The sequence below is a fragment of the Streptomyces sp. NPDC047079 genome (assembly GCF_040643755.1).
Taxonomy (GTDB): domain Bacteria; phylum Actinomycetota; class Actinomycetes; order Streptomycetales; family Streptomycetaceae; genus Streptomyces.
In genome coordinates this window covers 12,606-32,156 of the sequence record NZ_JBEYUZ010000024.1, presented here as the reverse complement: position 1 = coordinate 32,156, position 19,551 = coordinate 12,606, and the positions used below count along the sequence as shown (strand labels likewise).

Here is a 19,551-nt window from a genome sequence, read left to right as displayed (position 1 = left end):
TGGGGATGGCGGGGCAGCCCGTCGGGCGGGCAGGGAACCGCAGGTTCAGACGCCGGCGGCGGTGACGACGGCGTCGGTGGCGAAGCCGAGGAGGAGGCCACCGAGGATGCCCCACGTGGTGAGGTCCTTCAGGGCGGCCCTGCGGGCGACGGCCAGCAGTTCGATGACCACATAGAGGATGGAACCCGCGGCGAGGCCGAGGAAAGCGATCGACAGGACGTCGTTGACCAGATGCCGGCCGATCAGCGTGCCGACGAAGGTGGGGCCGCCCCCTATCAGCCCGAGCAGGAGAAGGGCGGTCCAGGAGGGACGCTCTCCCTCGGCAGCAAGGGGAGCGACAATCCCGAAGCCCTCGGTGGCGTTGTGCAGGCCGAAGCCGAGGATCAGCAGCACGGCCAGAGAGATCTCTCCCCTGGCGGCGGAGTTGCCGATGGCAAGGCCTTCGGCAAAGTTGTGCAGCCCGATACCGGTGGCGATCATCAGGGCCAGCTCAGCTGCCTGGGAGCGGCTCTTGGGTGCCAGTTCCGCGATGGCGGCGCCGGGGGCCGCCGGACGCTCGCCCGCGTCGGCGGTGGCCCGGCGGCGCGCTGCCCACTTGTCGTAGTAGACGAGGCCGACGAGCCCCGCGGTCAGCCCGGCGACCAGGACAACGCCATTGGCCGCCGCGGTGCCCCAATGGTGCGCGCCAAGGGCACCATCGACCGGCTCCCATGCCTGGCTGAGCACATCCCACAGCAGGAAGACCAAGATGCCGACCGCGACCGCGTTCAGCACGGCCTGCAGGTGGGGGGCAGGTCTGCGAAGCCGGCCGAGCGGCAGGCCGAGGTAGATCGTGAAGCCGGCGATCGCGCCGAGCAGTGCGATCTGCGAACTGGACATCAAGGAACTCCGTGGGGACGGGGAGCGAGAGACGATCGCAGACAGTAGAGCAGGTAAGCCTTCCCTAACAACCTTCAGAGCGTCAGATGTCGAACACGTCTCGAGACGGAGTCGGTTTAGGCGACGGTGCAGGTCAAGGGCAGGGCAGCATTGACCTGTCGTCGGCCGCCCACGGCGCGGGGAGGGCACCACTGCGGTCGGGGGAAGGCCGAGGCGCTTTTCCATGTCGAGGCGGAAGGTGCTGTAAGGGGTGTCGGCCGCCCGCCCTGTCAGCTGGCTGCGCCCTTCCGACTCAGCCCGTGGGCGGGTGTCAGCGGGTGCGGCGCAGGACGGCCCAGCTGCCCCAGCCGGCCTCGGACTCGGTCGCTTGCCAAGTGCCGGGCAGGGCTGTGGCGACGGCAGCGGCAGCGGCAGCGGCAGCGGCAGCGGCGGGAAGGTACAACGGTCCGTCGCTGCCGAACTGGTTGATCCACAGCTGAATGCACCCTCCACCCGCGGGTGGAGGGCCGCCGTCAGTGGTGTCCGCCGTGGGTGTCCCCTGTGTGGTGCCCGTGCTGCATGTGGCCGGCGTGGTCATGGCCGGTGTCGGGTGAGCCGCCCATCATGCACAGCATGGACAGCCCGCCAGTACGGAAGAACCGCACCAGAAGCACGGCGGCGAGGATGAGGAAGGCGATGTTGAGCCAGGTGGTGTAGTTCCAGCTGATGCCTTCCATGGGGATCTTCGCGCGGGACTGGTCGGGGATCAGGCCGAGGCCGCCGAAGGCGAACTCCACGATGTATCCGGCGATGACCATCGCGAGGTAGAAGGTGCCGAGGAGGAAGGCGGCCATCTTGGGGCCGTAGTACTTCCGGTAGATGTTGAGGATCGGCAGGATCAGCAGGTCCGCGTAGATGAAGGCGATCACGCCGCCGAAGCTGATGCCTCCTTTCCACAGCACCACCGCCAGCGGCACGTTGCCGATGGAGCACACGAACGAGGCGATCGCCACCAGCGGGCCGACGACGGGCCCCCACAGCTTGGAGGCGAGCGGGTGGCCCTCGAAGAAGAAGGTGCGCCAGAACGAGTCCGGCACCCAGGCGGCGATGGCGCCGGCGATGAGCAGGCCGACGACCAGGTCGCGCAGGATCGCCGCCCATTCCATGACGAACACGTGGCTGGTGGCGGTGAAGCCCTCGCGGGAGAGCAGCCGGCGGGTGAAGGAGCCCTCGCGCTGAACGGACATGTCCATTGCGGCGTGGCCCTCCATCGACCCGGCAAGCCCCCGTTCCGCCTGCTGACGAGCCTCGCGCACGAGCTTCTCGCGCAGGAACAGCCGGAACAGGACCGCCAGCACGATGATCATGATGGGGCCGCCGACGAATTCGGCGGCGGTGAACTGCCAGCCCATCAGCAGCGCGAGGATGACACCGAGCTCGACGACGAGGTTGGTGGAGGCGATCTCGAAGGCCATCGCGGCGGTGAAGTTGGCGCCCTTGCGGAACAAGGAGCGGGCCAGCGCCACCGCGGCGTAGGAGCAGGACGAGGACGCCGCGCCCAGGCCCGCAGCGATGGCGAGGGTGCGGGGACGGTCGTCGCCGAGCAGGGAGACGATGGTGGACCTGCGGACCACGGCCTGGATGACGGCGGACAGGGCGAAGCCCAGGATCAGGGCCCAGGTGATCTCCCAGGTCATGGAACCGGTGATCGACAATGCGTGCAGTACGGCGTGCATCTGTGAAGCCTTCCCTCCAAGGTGCCCCGTACGGACGGCAGACACGCTCCATGGGGAGGCGGGTTCGTCGAGCCGGGGTGCGGGGCGCCGCCGCGTGCGAAAGCGACGCCCCGCCGGGGATCGGCCCACGCGCAGGGTCAGGGCGGCGGTGTGGAGTGTGCCGGCGGTTGTGCCGTCAGTTCTGGCAGCCGCAGCCCGATGCCGTCCTGGCCTCGGTGACGGTCAGGGCGGGGTCCCGGGGGGTCTCGGCCAGGGTGCAGCAGGCGTTGACCCCGCAGCGGACATCGGCAACCCCGGCCGTCGCAAGCGGAGCGGCAGTGGTCTCCGGCTTGGTGGCACGGACGATCGCGGACACCATCCCGTCGGCCACTGGGTGGGTCGGGGTGATCTCAACTCCTGTGAATCCGGCGGCCTCCAAGCCCTGGCGGTACTCGGTGAACGACAGCGCGCCGGCGATGCAGCCGACGTGGTCTCCGCGTTCGGCCCGCTGGTCCGGGGTGAGGGCATCGTCGGCGACGACGTCCACCAAGCCGACGCGGCCGCCGGGCTTCAGGACGCGGAAGGTCTCGGCGAAGACGGCGGGCTTGTCGGTGGACAGGTTGATCACGCAGTTGGAGATCACCACGTCGATGGTGTTCGCGGGCAGCGGGATCGCTTCGATGGTGCCCTTGAGGAACTCCACGTTCGTCGTACCAGCCTTCTCGGCGTTGGCCAGGGCGAGGGCGAGCATCTCGTCGGTCATGTCCAGGCCGTATGCCTTGCCGGTGGGGCCGACGCGGCGGGCGGAGAGCAGGACGTCGATGCCGCCGCCGGAACCTAGGTCCAGGACGCGCTCGCCGGCGCGGAGCTCGGCGACGGCGGTGGGGTTTCCGCAACCGAGGGAGGCGGCCACCGCCCCGGCGGGCAGGGCGTCGCGCTCGTCAGCGGCGTAGAGCGTGGAGCCGAAGTTCTCGTCGGCCTCGACCGGCTCGGGCCCGCAGCAGGCGCTTAGGCCATCGGTCACCTTCACGGCCGCTGCGGCGTACCGTCGGCGAACGGTTTCGCGCAGATCGGTGGGCTGTTCGCTCATGACATCACTCCTGGGTGACGGGGCATGGCGGTGCCCCGGAGCGGCCTGTATTGACGTTCATTGATTCAACCTTGCGCCTTGGATCGAAAAACGTCAACATAGAGGCATGCCGAAACAGGAGCTTGAGGTGATCGGGCAGGGTGCCGCCTGCTGCGCAGGGCTGTCCGCGGCGCCGCTGGATGAGGACCAGGCGGCCGAGCTGGCGAAGGTGTTCAAGGCCCTCGGCGACCCGGTGCGACTGCGGCTGATGTCCATGATCGCCTCACGTGGGGAGGGTGGCGAGGTGTGTGTCTGTGAGCTGACCCCCGCTTTCGAGCTGTCGCAGCCGACGATCTCCCATCACCTCAAGCTGCTGCGGCAGGCCGGCCTCGTCAACTGCGAGCGCCGCGGCACCTGGGTGTACTACTGGGTGCCGCCCGGCGTCCTGGACCGGCTCGCCGCGTTCCTGACCGCGCCGCAGACCGCCGGAGCCACCGCGTGAGCGCGCCGCTCGGCCGCCGTGTCGCGGCCGAGGCGATCGGGACTGGGCTGCTGGTCGCGGTCGTCGTCGGTTCCGGCATCCAGGCCACCGAGCTTTCGCACGACGTGGGCGTGCAACTGCTCGCCGACTCGCTTGCCACCGTCTTCGGCCTCGGCGTGCTCATCGCGCTCATCGGGCCGGTCTCCGGCGCGCACTTCAACCCTGTCGTCACTCTTGCGGCCTGGTTCACCGGCCGCCGCAACCGCACCGGCCCGCCCCTGTGGGAGGTCGCCGCGTACATTCCCGCGCAGGTGGCCGGGGCGATCGGCGGCGCAGTCCTGGCCGACGCCATGTTCGCCAAGCCGCTGGTGCAGTTCTCCACCCACGACCGGTCGGCCGGACACCTGTGGCTGGGCGAAGTCGTCGCCACCGCCGGGCTGATCCTGCTCATCTTCGGCCTGGAGCGCATCGGCCGCGCCGCCCTGGCCCCGGCCGCCGTGGCCTCCTACATCGGGGCCGCTTACTGGTTCACCTCCTCCACCTCCTTCGCGAACCCGGCGGTGACCGTCGGCCGCGCCTTCACCGACACCTTCGCCGGCATCGCCCCCGCCTCCGTGACCGCGTTCATCGCGGCCCAACTGCTCGGCGCCGCACTCGGGCTGGCCGTCGTAGCAGTGGTGTACGGGCGCCCCGCTCGCGTGACGGACGTCGTCGTCCCGCACGGCGAGCCCGAACTCGCGTCCTCCTGACCACCTGCTTCCATCTGCAAGGACACCAGCCATGAGCACTGCCGCCCCGCGCCCCTCCGTGCTGTTCGTCTGCGTCCACAACGCCGGCCGCTCCCAGATGGCCGCCGCCTTCCTCACCCGTCTCGCCGACGACCGGGTCGAGGTCCGCTCGGCCGGGTCCGCGCCCGCCGGCACCGTGAACCCCGCCGTCGTGGAGGCGATGAAGGAGAGGGGCATCGACATCTCCGCCGAGACCCCGAAGATCCTCACCCCCCAGGCGGTGCAGGCGTCCGACCTGGTCATCACCATGGGCTGCGGGGACACCTGCCCCTTCTTCCCCGGCAAGCGGTACCTCGACTGGCAGCTGGATGACCCGGCCGGCCAGGGCGTCGAGGCTGTCCGCCCGATCCGGGACGAGATCGAGCAGCGGGTACGCGGCCTGCTCGCTGAGCTCGGCCTCCCGGCCACGGCATGACGGCCACGCGGGTCAGCGGCCTGATGACAGGCTGGTAGGGCTTGGTCAGCTTCACTCGTGAGAGGCACGGATATCTCCACCGGCGCGACGTCGGTCAGCACGGTCTTGCCGCGTTTGCCATCGCGGGAGTTGCCGCCGTTCTTGCCCGTCGGACCGTGCTTGTCATGGCCGAAATGGTCGGTGATCCCGCCTCCAGTGCGGACTCCAGCAGCCACTTGGTCAGCTGCTGCGACAGCCCTCTTCGCCGGTCAGACGCACATCTTGCCGGGCTGCCAGGCGCAGGCGACTCGGAACAGACAACACCCCGCCATGCACACCAGGTGATGTATATTGATATACAATGCCGTATACACAAGGGGGTCTCCATGAGCCGCACCGTGATCGATCTCGACGACGAGGCGCTGGCGGCCGCCGCCAAGGAGCTCGGCACGACGACCAAGCGCGACACCATCAACACCGCCCTGCGGGAGGTCACCGCCCGCTACCGGCGACTGCGCGCCCTGGGAGAAGCCCGCGAACTGGCCGCCGAAGGCGCCCTGGACATCGACCTCCTCCTTGACAAGAGCAAGTACCGGCCCTCCGGCGGGACAGACGCTGCCCACGACGCAGAGGCGCACGAGTGACCGTCGCCGACTACCTGATCGACACCTCCGCCCTCGCCCGTGTCCTCCTCGGCCGGACCACGGCCGAATGGGACGACAGGATCGGCGCGGGACTCGTCGCGCTGTGCGACATCACCGAACTGGAAGTCCTTTACTCAGCACGCTCGGCGGCGGACCGGGAGCGCGTGAAGCGCACATTGAACGCCCACTACAGCTGGTGCCCCATGCCCGACGGCATCTTCCGGCGAGCAGGCGTCGTCCAGGAAATGCTCACCACCAAGGGCGAGCATCGCTGTGCCGGCCCCGTCGATCTGCTGGTCGCCGCTGCCGCGGAAGAGGCGGGGCTGACACTGCTCCACTACGACCGCGACTTCGAGGCGATCGCCCGTACGACCGGACAGCCGGTACGGATGATCGATCTCAAGGACTGACCGGTCTCAAGGGAACGCTCTCAGAGCTGACAGACGCCGTCCCACACACACCGCGCTTCCACTCCACTCCGCTGCCCCTGCATCACCGCAGGTCGCAGACCCATGAGCAACTGCGGACCCAGACGGCTACCGAAGTAACGCCCAACGGAGGCCACCCCGTTGGGCCAGGGTTCCGAATCCGGCAGCCCGAAGAGACGTTTCCGCAGGTTTCTCTGGCCTGCTCTTGGTGGGGCGGGTGGGACTCGAACCCACGGCCGACGGATTATGAGTCCTTTTCGGATCTTCCGATCCGTCCCCACTCTTGCCTCGATCTTCCTATAACCGCAGGTCAGAGGCGCTTTGCCATTCCGGCTCTGCGTCGGCCTTCCTGATCCTTCCGGGTCCTTCCGTCCCCTGCGTGTCCCCTGGCGGTCCCCCGAGAGCCTTTCCGAGGGAGTCGCTTGGGGTGCCTGACTGGATCGACGCAGGTTGAGCGACCGGGCAGTTGCGGTTCCCAACTCTCCCACAGCGGAGTGCCGTACCGACGAGAAAGCCCGCCCTCTTCGACCCAGGGTGGAGCCGGACGAAGAGCCCGGACCTGCAGTCAGCGGCCCCGTCCGCGCTTCTTCCTTCCGTGTCCGGTTCCGGACCCTCTCCCGCGCCGTCGCCGTTCCCCGCGCGCCCGGCCGGTGCGGGGCAGCCGGACAGCGGCCTCCTCGAGTTCCGCGAGGGCGGCCCGGTCGGGGTGAGGCGCGGCCAGGGCGGCCTCGATCGCGTCGCGGAGGTCGGGCTCCCGGGTGAGTGCGGCCTCGGCAAGACCCTCGGGGCCGGTGAGCTCCAGCAGTTGAAACATGCCTTCGGCGACCATGACCAGGGATTCGGCGTCCGTCAGGTCGTCGGGGTCGAGCAGGTCGCGCTGGACCAGGACGCCAATGGCGTACGGGGCCAGCCGGGGGTCGCCGCGCAGGGACCGGACGAGACGCTCGCCCTCCGGCTCGGGCAGCGCGACCAGCAGGGTGTCGAGCATGGCCTGGGCACGGCTGCGGAAGGGCATGTCCCGTACGGAGTCGAGAAGTTGCGCGATGGCGGACTCCGCACCGCCGTGAGCCTCCCTCCAGGCGGTCAGCTCGCTGCGGGCGGAGTCGGTGTCGTAGTGGTCGGCCAAAACGCCGAGCAGGCCGGCCGCGGGGGCGTGGCGAAGTTCGCCGACGAGGGGTGCGTCACGGCCCTCGTCGAGCAGGCGAGCGCGCACGGCCCACGTGCCCAGGGCGCTCAGGCGGATCAACTCCACCGAATCGCCGTCGAGTTCGCTGCCGTCAAAGGCAGGTGCGGGCGGCTGCTCGAGGAGGAGGGCCGCGAGCGCGGCAGGCATGCCGGGCGGGCGCAGCGGGTCGGAGGAGGCCGGGACCTCCAGGTACTCGGGCGCGGGACGCCCGCGGGTGCGTCCGAGGGCGCCCAGTTCGTCGAGGACGTCCAGGACACGGCGTAGATCCCGGTGCGCGTGGTCGAACCACATGGCGGGCGCCTGGTCGTCGAGCTGAAGGCGGACGCGGTGGCCGTAGTCGACGCTGTCGCGCAGTCGGGGCCAGGGCATGGGATGGGGCAGGCTGTAGAGGGTGTTGAGGATGTCGGCCAGCGTGTCCTCGTACGTGTCGAAGAGCAGGGACTCGACGTGCCGGCCGCTCTTCGCCCCGAGCAAGGTCCGGCGCAGAGCGAAGACGGCGTCGAAGGCGCGCCGCCACAGGGCGAGGGGATCCTTCAGCTCGGGTGCAGCTTTGGCGACCGCGTACAGGCGGCCCTTGACGACCCGTACCAGGCGGGCCTGCCGGGTCAGTTCGAAGACCAGGTTCAGGCGCGGCAGGTCGTCGAGGGAGCGTACGGTTTCCGCGGGGGCGTCGCCGGTGGCCAGCCGGTCGGCGAGTTCCCGCGCGTCGGCGGTCTTCAGCCGTCCGGTCGTGGTCAGGGCGCGGCCCTGCCGGCCCGCCCACTCGGTGAGCAGCCGGACCTGGGTGAGGAGGGTGATCCGCTCGGCGTCCGCGCGCAGTTCCTGTTCGGACGGCAGGGCGACGGGCAGCTGCGGCTCGCTGCGCCGGGCGTCGGCAGGGCCCTCGATGAGGTGCCGCCGGGCGATCACGGCGAGCGCGGCCTCGTCGTGATCGATCTCGCCCGCGTGCACGCGTTCGACGAAGCGGTCGAGGTCCTCCTGGCTGGTCGGGTCGCTGCCGTGTTCGGCGGCCAGGGTCAGCCAGAACCTGGCCGGCCCGAAGCGGGTGCGGTCAGCCATCGCCTCCCGGTAGGTGCGGGCGGCCTCGTCCACCGCGGCGAGCTGGGTGTCCAGGCCGGGCCCGCGCGGGTCTGCGAGGTGCGCCGCGTGCAGGAAGCGCAGCAGCAGCCGCAGCGCCCCCGGCGCGTCGGGCAGTTCCTCGTCGGGCAGCACGGTGATCGTGCGCGGCGCCCAGTCCAGCAGGTACTCCTTGACATGCCGTGGCTCCCACAGCCCGAGACGCCCGTCGGGCGTGCCCAGATGCCGGTAGTCGAGGGCGGCGGCCACCGCGAACGCGTCGACCTGTCCCCGGGGCTCGCCGCACCGGGCGGCCCACCGTTCGAGCCGGTCGACGAGAAGGTCACGGCCGGCCTCGAACTCGTCCTCGTCGTCGGGGTCGTAGCACATGCGCATGGGAGTGTCGTTTCCTTCGTGGGGTTCGTCGGTCACGGTACCGGGACGGCTCGCGCGCTGCCGCCGTGTTCGGCGGTCGTCCACCGCCTGTCCGGCCGTGGTGCGCCGGAGGCCCTGCCCCAGCGCCCGGGTCAGGACCCGAGGTCGGCCAGCAGGTCGTCGAGCACCGTCTCCTCCTCGATGCGCACGCCGAGTTCGGTGAGGGCCGGGCTCAGGTCCGGATCCCATGGGGCGGTGGCGGGTGTGCCGGTCAGGGGCGGGGCCAGCGGGGTGGCGGCGGCCGCGGCGCGGTATTCGGCGGCCGTGTAGTGCCAGGGGCGCCAGGGGACGCGGTGCAGCAGGGCGGTGGCGATGCGCAGGCCGCCCCAGTCGAAGTCGCCGTGGTAGAGCACTGTGGTCCCGTGGGTGTGCAGGTGGCGCAGCAGGGTGAGGGCGGCGGCCGAGGGCTGGCCCTGGAGGCAGACCAGCGGCGGGCAGGCTGCACCCAGGGTGTCGGCCGCGGTGGCCAGGACGGCCGGGTTCTCGCACACATGGACTACTGCGGGGGCCGTACGCGGGGGGAGATGGGTGAGCTGGCGCAGTGTCAGGACGGCCGGCTCTCCCGCGTCGGCCGCCCAGTCGAGGGCGGGCGTGCCGCGCAGGCCCAGGGTGAGGACGGTGGAGGACAGGGCGTCCTTGAGCAGGCCGGCCGAGGCCCATGCCTCGCGGCGCCACTCGGCTCCGGTGCCGTCCGGGAAGCCGGTCAGGGCGCGGACGCCGGACAGGACGAGGGTGGCGAGCGGGGTGCCGTCGTCGAGGGCGTGCGCGTCGCCGAACGCGTCGGCGGCGAAGACGGGCAGGGACACGGCCGGCTCGGCCGGCAGGCGGCGCAGGGCCCCGGCCGTGTCGTCCAGCAGCTTCTTCGCCGCGTGCGGGGTGCGGGCGAGCCTGCGTACGAGCCCGTCGCGCCGCAACCGGTCGGCCCAGTCGGCCAGTTCGGGCCTGCCGCTGCGGATCAGCCCATCGAGCGGGGCGTACGCCTCACGCCAGGCGTGTTCCTCCCGCTCACGCAGGTCGGCCAGCTGGGTGACGGGCCCGGTGAGGGCGGTGACGGCGGCGGCGAGGCCGTCGGGGCCGGCGCCGGAGCGACGCAGGACGGCGTCCACCGCGTCGAGGCGTATGCACAGCGACCGTCCGGCGCCGGGGGCGCGGCCCAGCAGGCGTTCGGCTGCCTCGCGCTGCGCGGGAGTGGGTTCGGACAGGGTGACGGGCCCGGTGAGGGGTTCGTCCCGTGCCATACGGCGGCGTACCCGGTCGACGAGCCAGGCGAGGTCGGGGCCGCCGAGGAGGCGGGCCAGGCGGTCACGGTCGACGGGCGACGTGGTCCTGCCCGGCGTGCTCATGCCCTCGGTCACGCTTTCGGTCACGTCGTCGGTCACGTTTGCCGTTCTGTCGTCGGTCACGTCCATAGGGCATCCCGGCTCTCCGGCTCGGAGGCGGCGGTCTGCGTGGGGAGGGCCACCAGCCCATGGCCGGGTTCACCGCCCCGCAGCCGTTCGGCGCCGTCCCACTCCCAGCGGGTCACCAGAACCGCCGGGATCTCGTCGACGCGGGAGAGCTGGGCGATGGCGATGCCCGGGACCTGCGGGTAGCAGGCCCATTCGCGTTCGGAGGTCATCACCACGTCCAGGTCGAAGGCGTGCAGCAGGCCCAGGCACTTGGCGCGGGAGTCGTCGTCGACGCCGGCGAAGGCCTCGTCCAGGGTGACCAGGCGCGGGGCGTGCGGTGCGGCGGTGGCGTAGTGCGAGGAGGCCGCAGCGAACAACGGTACCGAGACCGCGAGGACGCGCTCGCCGCCGGAGGCGGGCCCGGTGGCCGGGACCCACTTGCCGTGCTGGTGGCGTTCGATGCCGAACTCGTGCCAGGCCCGGTAGTCGAGGGCCGCGGTGAGCACCTCCAGCCAGCTGCCCGCCGTGTCCTCGGACTGCCGGCGGGCGATTTCGGCCTGCAGGAACTCGCCGACCGCCGCCCGGTCCTCGGGCGTCCAGGCGTCGGCGGACTGGCGCAGCCGGTCACGGGCCTGGGCGAGCCCCGCCGGAGCCTTGCGCGAGGGGCGCCAGAGCAGGCGCAGTCTCATACCGGTGGAGGTGGGCCGCTCCTGGAGCTCGGCGTTCATGGCCAGCACCTGGCGCTCGGCGGCGCCGATCAGCTCCTGCAGGGTGCCGGCGACCTCGGTGATCAGGTGTGTTTCGAGGATCTCCCGTTCGTGCGCGGACAGGATGCGGGTCAGCTCGGCCACTTCCGCGGCGAGGGCCTCGGCGAGCTCGGGGACGGCCCGCTCACGGCCCTGGTAGACGATCTCGACGACCATGCCGTCCTCGGCCATCCGGGCGGAGGCGGAGTGGCCGCCGCGGGACAGGGCGTCCTGGAGTTTCTTGTACTCCTCGCTGAGCCGCTTCTGCACGCGCTCCCAGGCGCCGTCGGAGTCGTCGGTCCCGGACAGTTCGGCCTCGATCGCGCGGGCCAGCGCCACGGCCGGGGTGGCGGCCCACGGTCCGGCGTCCAGGGGCGGTACGGCCGCCTCGGGCAGGGCGACGGCCAGCAGCCCGGTGCCCGCGAACCGCTGGAGCGCGGCGATGGCCTCGGCGCGGGCCTCGGTCGCCTCGCGGACGTCCACGTCCAGGCGTTCGATGTGCCCGAGTGCCAGATGGGCGCGCCGGTCGGCGGCCGTGTGGTCCTCGCGTGCCCGGCGCTGCTCGCGCTCGCACGCGGCCAGCGCCTGAGCGGTCTCGGCGAGGCGCCGCTCCAGCTCCGCGACGGCGGTGCCGACGGTGGAGCGCAGGGTGGCGTGGCGCTCGTCGGCGGCGGCCGCGAGACGGGCCGACTCCTCGGCACGCTCGGCCAGTTCGGCCACTCTGCCGCCGGCCCGCTCGGCCTCGGCGCATTCGTCGGCGACGGCCCGTGCAGCGTCGGCGCGCTCGCGCAGCGCGGGCCACAGGGCGGCGAGGACGGCGGTGTAGTCGGCCAGCGCCTGGCGGACGGCGGTCAGGCCGGCGCGGTCGGCGGGCAGGTTCACCGCGGCGGCCGTGTCGTCGCGTTCGGTGACGGCCTCGGCCTCTTGGCGGGTCGCCTCGGCGAGGCCGGCGGCGCACTCGTCGCGGCGGGCCCGGGCCCGGTGGGCGGCGTCAGCGGCCGCGGCGGCGAGCGCGTGCGCGTGGCGCAGCGCGGCGTCGTCAGGGACACCGGCCAGTTCGGCGTCCAGGGTGCTCCGGCGCCGGGCCACCGTGGCGCGCTCGGCCTCGATGCGGGACATGTCACCGTCCAGGGCTGCGAGTTCGCCGCGCAGGGCGGCGATCCGGGCGCGGCGCGCCTCCTCGCGGGCGCCCTCGCCGACGTATGCGGCGGCCGGTTTCGACCAGCTGCCGGTCAGCGCGCCGACGCGGAAGCGGCCGTCCGCCGCCACCCAGGTGTCCCCGCCGGAGCCCAGGCCCACGGAGGCGAGGACGCGGGCCACCATCTGCTCGCCCACCGCCGCCGCGTGCAGGTCGCCGTGGTCCACGGCGGGGCGCAGCACGTCGGCGAGGGTGTCCCCAGTCGGCGGGCCGCCGGGGGACGACGGGGACAACAGGACGTCGTGTCCGTCCGCGTGCACGGCGGTGCCGTCCGGGCGCACCCAGGCGTCCAGCAGCCCGGAGGCCTCCAGCGCCGCCTCCAGGCCCGCGCGTTCCGCGGCGGTGACGTGGTCGCGGAAGTCGACCAGCCGCCACAGCGGCGCCCCCGGGACCTGGTCGCGGACTCCGGGCGTACGGGTGTGAGGCGCCGCAGGCCCCCGCTGGCCGCCCGCCTCCAGGCCGGCGAGCTCCCGCTCGGCCTCGGCGCGCCGGGTCTGGAGTCCGGCCAGTTCCTGCCCCAGGGCGGCGGCCCGGTCGGCCAGGTGCGCCACCCGCGCGCGGTGCGCCGCACCGGCCTCCTCCCGTGCCGGACAGGGCCCCTGAAGGTGCGTCACCCAGTCCTGCAGGCCGTCCAGCAGCCCGGCGGGATCGGCGACGGCCAGTTCCTCGCAGGTGTCCAGGTGGGCGTGGACGTCGGCGACGAGGTCCGCACCCGCCGTCTCCGCGCTCTCCTCCGCCTCGGCCTGCCGCCGCGCGGTGTGGCCGGCCTCGGTCCCTGCCTCGTCCAGGCGTCGGGCGGCGGCGCGCCGTTCGGCGGCGGCCTGGTCGGCTCGGACCGCCAGCTCCTCCACATGCTCAACGGTGCGCCGCCTGCGGGCCACCGACTCCTCGGCCGCGCACCGCAGTTCGGCCTCCGGCAGGCCCTCGGTGCGCGGATCGCCGTCGATGCGGGCCGCCGCGGCCGCCTCCCGCTCGCGTGCCAGCGTGTCCGCGACCAGCTCCTCGGCCACCTCGAGCCGCCGCTCGGCCGTCTGAAGGCGGCCCAGCGCCCGGGTGTGCGCCTGCGCCGCCTGCTGCCGGTCCGCCTCGGTGCGGGCCAGCTCCCCCGCGGTGCGGCGCGCGTCGGCTGCCGCCTGCTCCAGTTCGCGGGCGCTGCGCATCTCGGGGCCCTCGCGCAGCGCCGCCTCCTGCGCCTTCAGACGGGTGGCGGTCTCCTCCAGCTCGGCGATCCGCTCGGCGGCCGCCTCCCGGTCCCGCTCCGCCTCCTCCCGCTCCGCGCGGGCCTGGGCAAGGTCGCGGTGCAGCTGTTCGTAGCGGGCGTGCTCGCTGCGCGGCAGCCGGGCCCGGCGGCGGGTGGCGACGCGGGCGTAGCGGCGATAGTGATCCAGGAATGCGGAGGCCGCCCGCTCCGCCTCGGCGGCCGCCCGCAGCTCCTCCTTCTCCTCGTCCAGGGACCGGAACGCCTCGGCCACATCCGCGATCACGGCCTGGTCCATCGGCGGCAGCGCCTCGGTCAGCGCGCGGGACAGCGCGGCCTCGTTGGGCCGCTTGGACAGCTGCGGCTGGCGCAGCTGGACGAGCAGGTCGACCAGGGCGGCGTAGCGCCGCTCGCCGAGCCCGAACAGCACCTCGTCGACCGCCCTGCGGTACGCCGTGGCCGTGTCGTACACCATGCCGTGCCCGGCGATCGCCTCGGCGAGCCGGTCCCGCGACAGCGCGGTGCCGGTCGCGTCGAGCAGGCTGAGGTCCTGGCCGACGCGCTGGTCGGTGACCGCGTACCAGTGGCGGGCGATGCCTCGGCCCGCCACGGCCTTCAGTCCGCAGGCGAGGGTGCGGAAGTCGGCCTGTCCGCTGTCCTGGTCGACGCGGCCGAACTCGATCCAGGTGTAACCGAGCCGCTCGGGGTGCGGGTGCTCCCCACCGAGCAGCAGGTTCCACTCCATGCGCTTGCCCGGATCGGCGTCGGGCTCCACCCGGCGCGCCGACAGGTCGCCGTCCAGCAGGAACGGGAGCGTGAGGGCGAGCACCTTGGACTTGCCGGTGCCGTTGTTGCCGCGCAGCAGCAGGCGGCCGTCGCGGAACCAGAACTCCTCGGTGTCGTAGTAGAAGAGGTCCACCAGGCCGATGCGCAGCGGCCGCCACCGGCCGGGCGCGGGGACGGGCAGGGCGGTCACGGCTGCGATGCCTTTCGCTGAGCGTTTCGGGGTGTCTTACGAGGGGTGTTGCGTGGACTGTGTTCTCTGCGTTCCCCCGGTTCCAGCACGACGGCCTCCGCGACCGCGTAGCGGGCGAGTGCGGGCAGCGGGGCCACACCCTCGGGGGTGCGCCTGGCCAATCCGAGCGCGGTCAGCTTGGCCAGCGCCTGCTCGACCAGCTCTCCTTCGGCGCCGGGCTGCTTGGCGCTCTTGGACCAGTACCCGCCGTGCTCGGCGGCCAGTCCCCGTACCCGGCGCTCCAGTTCACTTCGGCTCACCTCGCCGTCCGCGGCGGCCAGGTGCTCGGCGAGCAGCAGGGTGACGTGCCCGTGGGTGCCCTGCTCCGGCATGCGTACGTCGGTGAGGTCGTCCAGGGGGTCGACCATGGCGATGCCCTCGGCCCGTACCTCGGCGACCAGGCCGGTCAGTTCGGTGATCCGCGCGGTGAGGAAGGCGCGCTGGCGGGTCAGGTAGGCCAGCTCCTCGTCGGTCAGCTCGTCGTAGTACAGCACCGGGTCGTCGAGGAGGCGGCGGGTCAGCGTCTGGCGCATGGCGCGGAACCGCAGCTCGTCGCTGTCCAGGGCACTCTCCGCGGTGAGTGCGGCCAGCCGTTCCTCGAAGCCGTCGGCGGTGATCAGTGACGGGCCGTGGCGGGCGGCGAGCAGCCCGGCGAGCACCCGGCGCTCCACGTCGTACAGCACGTCCCCCGCCCCGCTGACGTAGGCGTCCTCGTCCCCGGCGACCCGCCGCAGCACTCCGTACCGCAGCAGCAGCCGTACGACGGCGGCGAGGTCGAGGCGCTCGTCGCGCCGCTCCAGCGTGAACTCCACGCCCACGGCGGCGAGATGGGGATCGGCGGCGTCCAGCACCACCTGTTCGGCGAGACGGCCGAGCGCGATCTGCGCCTCCCCGCGTTCCAGCGCGGCCAGCGCCAGGCACAGCAGCACGTAGCGACGGCGGCTGAACGGCGCACCGGCGCGGGATGCCTCGCGCGCCGGGTGGGTCGGGTCGGCCAGGGTGCCGGGCGTCCTGCGCAGCCGGGCGGCTTCGGCGTCCACCCGCAGCGACCAGCCGGTGTTGCGGTCGAACCAGTCGCGCAGTTCGGTGGCATGCTGTCGCACCAGGCGGTGGGCGTCGGCGTGCGGGCCGCGGGCGAGCAGCAGCGGCTCCTTCAGCAGGGCGCGGGCGGCCTTGTGGAACTCGGCGGTACGCCGGCCGTCGAGCACCTCGCCCAGGGGCGTGGTCATCGTGGCTCCCGCACCGGGTTGCTCCTCGTGAGGTCGGTGACCTCGACCGTGTGGTCGGGGCCCCGGAACACCCCGCCCGGCGTGCGGATCTCCGCGGTCGTGCCGTCGTTCAGGACGGTGAGCCGGATCCTCATCGTGCCGTCGTTGCTGGTCGCCTCGGTCGTCGTGACGCCGGGCCGCCAGGTGGCGAGGGCGTCGCCGAGCAGCCCCAGGAACAGGCGGAAGGCCACCGGGTCGAGTTCCTGAAGCGCGGACAGCCGGGTGATGCCGTCGGTCGCCAGCCGCGCGCGGGCCGCCGCGATCTCCTCGGCCTGCTTGGCGGCGATCTCGGCCAGCTGCCGCCGCTGTTCGGACCGGTCCTGCACCCGGCGCGGCTTGCCGCGCCGCTCGTAGCTTCCGGTGCGGCGCAGCTGCGGGCTGATCCGCAGCGGCTCGGCTTCGGCCCACGGGATCGAGGCGGCCACCGGGCGGGCGGCGCGCTCGGCGAGGGTGTCGGCGTCGACGGTGAGATGGCGGGCGGGGTAGAGCCCGAAGGCCGCGCGCCACAGCCGGTGCCGTGCCTCGTCGTCGGGGGCCTCGGCGAACCAGCGGGCCAGGGTGCGGAAGTCGGCGGACCGGTCCGAGCGCCCGGCCCGCCGCTCGTTCAGCTGCCGTACGACAGCGAGGAGTTGCGGGATCGCCCCCAGCGCGCGTCCGCGCAGCAGCCGGGCCTGCGACTCGCGGCCGTCCGCCGACACGAACCAGGCGGACAGCCCCTCCCACTTCGCCGCCCACCGCTCCTGCGCCCGCGCCTCGGCGGTCTCCGCCTCGTCCGGAGCGGCGTCCCCCGCCTCCCGGGCCGCCGCCAGCCGCAGCAGCACGCCGACCCTGCCCTGCTCCTCCAGCTCCCCGATGAGCCGTGCGATCCGTCCGCCGAGGGTGATCAGGTCCTGGATGAACCGTTCCAGATACTGGATCAGCCGGTCCTTGTAGGCGAGGAATACCTCCACCTCGACCCCGTGCAGGTCGATGGTGCGCTGAAGCGACCCCATGAAGGCGCGCGCGTTCTCCGCCAGTGCCTCGAACCGGCTGGTCAGCGCCGACAGCGCAAGGTGCGCCTTGGCCGCGTCCGGCTCGCCCTCCACCTGCTCGTCCTGCTCGGCGGCGAGCACCAGCAAGGCCCGCAACTGCGTGACGATGTCGTGCAGCGCCACGGCCTGCAGCGCGCCGCGCCGCCCCAGCGCCTCGTCGTACGCGGACAGCGCCTGCTCGGCGGCCTCACCGGCCCGGGTGAGCTGGTAGATGAAGCGTTTTCGGTAGAAGTCCTCGACCGCGGTGACCCGGGAGGTGTCCGGGTCCGCCCGCAGATTGCCCCACTCCACGAGGCTGTCCAGCGCCTTGGCCACGGTGTCCAGGTCGGTCGGCCGATGTTCCGGGGCCAGCGCCGCGTGTACTTCCTCGGGCCGCAGATGCACAGCGAACCGCTCCTTGGCCGCGATGAACACGTCCATCACCTGACGGTAGAGGGCGGTGTTGCGCACGGTGAGGTGCGCGAAAGGAGCGTAGGAGGCGGGCTCGGTGGACTCGACGGGGTCGGGTTCGGCAGGCTGCGACGTCATCGTCCCGGCATTCTCCCCGACGCATACCCTCTCGCGGCAACCATGGCCCTACCTTCACACTGGGTGGTTATACGCCGTATGCCCGGGGGATGGTGCGCCCCGGTTCGGCATGGGCGGGCGAGTGCCGTCACGGCCCTGAGAGGACGGCCGGAAGGCCGCCGGACCTCGGCGTTTCCTCACACCCGTATGTCGCGCTGCTCGACTTCCTTGAGGACTGCCGCCACGGCGGCGAAGTCGTTGTCCACGTGGAGCACGGTGTGGCCGTGGTAAACCGCAGTCGCGCAGACGAGGAGATCGATGCCGCCCGCAGCCCGGTGCTGACCTCGCTGCGTGAGCTTGTACTGCGCGGTGTCGACCCAGCGCCACGCGTTCTTCGGGACCGGTGACGGCCGGCACAGGGCGTCCAGTTCCTCGGCCAGTTCGTCGCGGTGGGCCGGGCTGGTGGCCGAGTAGAGGAACTCGGTACGCGTGGGCTCACAGATATGGAACACGCCCGCGGCGATGTGCCCCTCCCAGGGCCGCAGCGCCCCCGGCGTGCGGAAGAGATGCCACAGAGCAGAGGTGTCGAGCAGGTAGGTGATCACTCAAAGGCCGCCCGCCGCGCGCGCTTGACGGCCTCGTGCGCAGCCGCGGCGGCCTCGAATTCGCCGCGCTGGCCGCGCGCGGCCAGCTTCTCGGCGGCTTCCAGCCGCTTCACACGCGCCACATAGTCCCGTAGAGCCGCGTTGACGGTGTCCTTCTTCGTGGTGGAGCCCATGAGACGCATCGCCTCGGCAAGCGCCTCGTCATCCAGGTCGATCTGCGTCACCGACATGTAGGCCATCACCTCCACATATGCAATGTATGCACTTAGGATACAACGCCAACATGGAGGCCGACGCCGAGCGGGGCGGCCGGATCGGCGCGAGAGTCGGCACCCTATGCGATGTCACCGAACCAGAACCCTCTGATTCCGCACGCTCGGCGGCAGACCGGGACGCGCGCAGCGCACGATGAACGCGCAGTACACCTGGTACCCCATGCCTGACGGCATCTACCGACGCGCACGCGTCGTCCAGGAACTGCTCACCACCAGGAGCGACCACCGCAGCGCGGGCCCCGTCGACCTGCTCGTCGCCGCTACCGCGGAAGAGGCCGGACTGACCCTGAGCCACCACGACCGCGACTCCGAAACGATCGCCCGTACGACCGGACAGCCGGTACGGATGATCGATCTCAAGGACTGATCCACCTCAAGGACCGCGAGACGCCGTCCAGCACGCAGTGAGCGGGCGCTCCCGCCCTCAATCCGTACAACAAACGGCGTCCCGTTCGACACCTACCCGACAGAGCACCGCCGGCTACGCCCGAACCCTCTACCACGCCGACGTACACCCGCCTATGCCGCCGACAACGGCCTCGCGGTCACCACCGAGTACGTCGCCGACCACGGGCAACCGAACGATCCGTACCGTCAGCGACCTGGACCTCGACCCGCCGCACCCCTCGCGTGGTGTCATCTGCACGACGACGCGCGGGTGTTCACGCTGTCGCGGCTCCACGGTCGCCGCCGTGGGCCCCGACGCGCAGGCCCGCAAGGCTGCCCGGCACCCTCGGAGGGCACTACGGGCGCTCCCCTACCAGCTGAACGCGCCCCAGCTGCCGGGTGTCGCGCGTCCCCTGCGCGTCCCCTGGCCACGGTTCCACACCAACCCGACGCCTCTCCAGGCACTGCATCACCGCAGGTCACAGCCCACAGGCAACCCTGGACTCATGTGTTTACCGAAGTAATGGCAAACGGAGTGGCATCCGTTGGCCCAGAGTCCCGAATCCGGACATCGGAAGAGACGTTTCCACAGGTCAGAACGTTTCTCCGGCCTGCGACTGGTGGGGCGGGTGGGACTCGAACCCACGGCCGACGGATTATGAGTCCTTGCGGGTGTTTCGCTCCCGTCCGGATTCCTTCCCTTACCTTCCTGTTTATGCAGGTCACAAGGGTGGCGACCGCCGCTTCCTGCTCCGGTCTTCCTGATCGTTACCGGTCCTTCCGTCCACTGCGTGTCCACTACGGGCCCACCATGCAGCCCTCCGCACGGCTACGGTTCCCTCTCGCCTTTCACGACCGATCCCTCTCCGGCTTCTCCAT

Annotated in this window: 15 protein-coding genes and 2 pseudogenes; 6 read left to right on the top strand and 11 right to left on the bottom strand. The window is 72.0% G+C overall.

All coding sequences use genetic code 11. The annotated features are described in order from the left end of the window. Positions 1 to 45: 45 nt before the first annotated feature. From ABZ823_RS25290 to arsM, 3 genes are all read right to left on the bottom strand, one after another. The gene (locus ABZ823_RS25290) at positions 46 to 879 is read right to left on the bottom strand and encodes a ZIP family metal transporter (RefSeq protein ID WP_361664655.1); all 834 of its coding nucleotides are present in this window, start codon (positions 877 to 879) and stop codon (positions 46 to 48) included. Positions 880 to 1,391: 512 nt separating this feature from the next. Further along, positions 1,392 to 2,594, bottom strand: a complete 1,203-nt coding sequence (locus ABZ823_RS25285; RefSeq protein WP_361664652.1) for a permease — start codon at positions 2,592 to 2,594, stop codon at positions 1,392 to 1,394. A 175-nt stretch (positions 2,595 to 2,769) separates the two neighbouring features. Further along, a complete protein-coding gene (gene arsM / locus ABZ823_RS25280) occupies positions 2,770 to 3,663 on the bottom strand; it encodes an arsenite methyltransferase (protein WP_361664649.1) in 894 nt (297 codons plus the stop codon). Positions 3,664 to 3,769: 106 nt separating this feature from the next. On the opposite strand from arsM, the gene ABZ823_RS25275 reads away from it, so the two are divergent. From ABZ823_RS25275 to ABZ823_RS25265, 3 genes are read left to right on the top strand one after another with little or no spacing between them, the layout of a single operon-like run. Further along, positions 3,770 to 4,144 carry a metalloregulator ArsR/SmtB family transcription factor gene (locus ABZ823_RS25275; RefSeq protein WP_361664646.1) on the top strand — a complete coding sequence of 125 codons (375 nt, stop codon included), beginning with the start codon at positions 3,770 to 3,772 and terminating at the stop codon, positions 4,142 to 4,144. After that, the gene (locus ABZ823_RS25270; RefSeq protein ID WP_361664643.1) at positions 4,141 to 4,872 is read left to right on the top strand and encodes an MIP/aquaporin family protein; all 732 of its coding nucleotides are present in this window, start codon (positions 4,141 to 4,143) and stop codon (positions 4,870 to 4,872) included. Before ABZ823_RS25275 ends, ABZ823_RS25270 begins: the two co-directional genes overlap by 4 nt. Before the next feature lie 31 nt (positions 4,873 to 4,903). Next, positions 4,904 to 5,326: an arsenate reductase ArsC gene (locus tag ABZ823_RS25265; protein WP_361664640.1), complete on the top strand. Its 423-nt coding sequence runs from the start codon at positions 4,904 to 4,906 to the stop codon at positions 5,324 to 5,326. Positions 5,327 to 5,388: 62 nt separating this feature from the next. Here the strand turns inward: ABZ823_RS25265 and ABZ823_RS25260 are convergent. Further along, a pseudogene (locus ABZ823_RS25260) lies at positions 5,389 to 5,608 on the bottom strand (transposase); the annotation flags it as partial. Positions 5,609 to 5,691: 83 nt separating this feature from the next. Here ABZ823_RS25260 and ABZ823_RS25255 point away from each other — a divergent pair. Next, positions 5,692 to 5,949 carry a type II toxin-antitoxin system VapB family antitoxin gene (locus ABZ823_RS25255; RefSeq protein WP_361664637.1) on the top strand — a complete coding sequence of 86 codons (258 nt, stop codon included), beginning with the start codon at positions 5,692 to 5,694 and terminating at the stop codon, positions 5,947 to 5,949. Beyond that, positions 5,946 to 6,359: a PIN domain nuclease gene (locus ABZ823_RS25250; RefSeq protein ID WP_361664634.1), complete on the top strand. Its 414-nt coding sequence runs from the start codon at positions 5,946 to 5,948 to the stop codon at positions 6,357 to 6,359. Before ABZ823_RS25255 ends, ABZ823_RS25250 begins: the two co-directional genes overlap by 4 nt. 583 nt (positions 6,360 to 6,942) lie before the next feature. Here the strand turns inward: ABZ823_RS25250 and ABZ823_RS25245 are convergent. The 7 genes from ABZ823_RS25245 to ABZ823_RS25215 all read right to left on the bottom strand — a co-directional run bounded on the left by ABZ823_RS25245 (position 6,943) and on the right by ABZ823_RS25215 (position 18,240). Continuing rightward, positions 6,943 to 9,015, bottom strand: a complete 2,073-nt coding sequence (locus ABZ823_RS25245; RefSeq protein ID WP_361664631.1) for a hypothetical protein — start codon at positions 9,013 to 9,015, stop codon at positions 6,943 to 6,945. A 131-nt stretch (positions 9,016 to 9,146) separates the two neighbouring features. Beyond that, positions 9,147 to 10,457 (bottom strand): TIGR02679 family protein, encoded by a 1,311-nt coding sequence (locus ABZ823_RS25240; protein ID WP_361664628.1) that lies wholly within the window; start codon positions 10,455 to 10,457, stop codon positions 9,147 to 9,149. Beyond that, positions 10,454 to 14,560 carry a TIGR02680 family protein gene (locus ABZ823_RS25235; protein WP_361664625.1) on the bottom strand — a complete coding sequence of 1,369 codons (4,107 nt, stop codon included), beginning with the start codon at positions 14,558 to 14,560 and terminating at the stop codon, positions 10,454 to 10,456. Before ABZ823_RS25235 ends, ABZ823_RS25240 begins: the two co-directional genes overlap by 4 nt. Then, a complete protein-coding gene (locus ABZ823_RS25230) occupies positions 14,557 to 15,828 on the bottom strand; it encodes a TIGR02678 family protein (RefSeq protein WP_361664622.1) in 1,272 nt (423 codons plus the stop codon). Before ABZ823_RS25230 ends, ABZ823_RS25235 begins: the two co-directional genes overlap by 4 nt. Next, positions 15,825 to 17,426: a TIGR02677 family protein gene (locus ABZ823_RS25225; protein WP_361664619.1), complete on the bottom strand. Its 1,602-nt coding sequence runs from the start codon at positions 17,424 to 17,426 to the stop codon at positions 15,825 to 15,827. The genes ABZ823_RS25230 and ABZ823_RS25225 overlap by 4 nt, the downstream gene beginning before the upstream one ends. Positions 17,427 to 17,602: 176 nt before the next feature. Then, positions 17,603 to 18,010, bottom strand: coding sequence for a PIN domain nuclease (locus ABZ823_RS25220; RefSeq protein WP_361664616.1), 408 nt, complete (start codon positions 18,008 to 18,010; stop codon positions 17,603 to 17,605). Continuing rightward, the gene (locus ABZ823_RS25215) at positions 18,007 to 18,240 is read right to left on the bottom strand and encodes a type II toxin-antitoxin system VapB family antitoxin (protein ID WP_361664773.1); all 234 of its coding nucleotides are present in this window, start codon (positions 18,238 to 18,240) and stop codon (positions 18,007 to 18,009) included. The genes ABZ823_RS25220 and ABZ823_RS25215 overlap by 4 nt, the downstream gene beginning before the upstream one ends. An 86-nt stretch (positions 18,241 to 18,326) precedes the next feature. Between ABZ823_RS25215 and ABZ823_RS25210 the strand changes: the two are divergent. Then, positions 18,327 to 18,652: pseudogene (locus ABZ823_RS25210) on the top strand (VapC toxin family PIN domain ribonuclease); the annotation flags it as partial. Positions 18,653 to 19,551 lie beyond the last annotated feature (899 nt).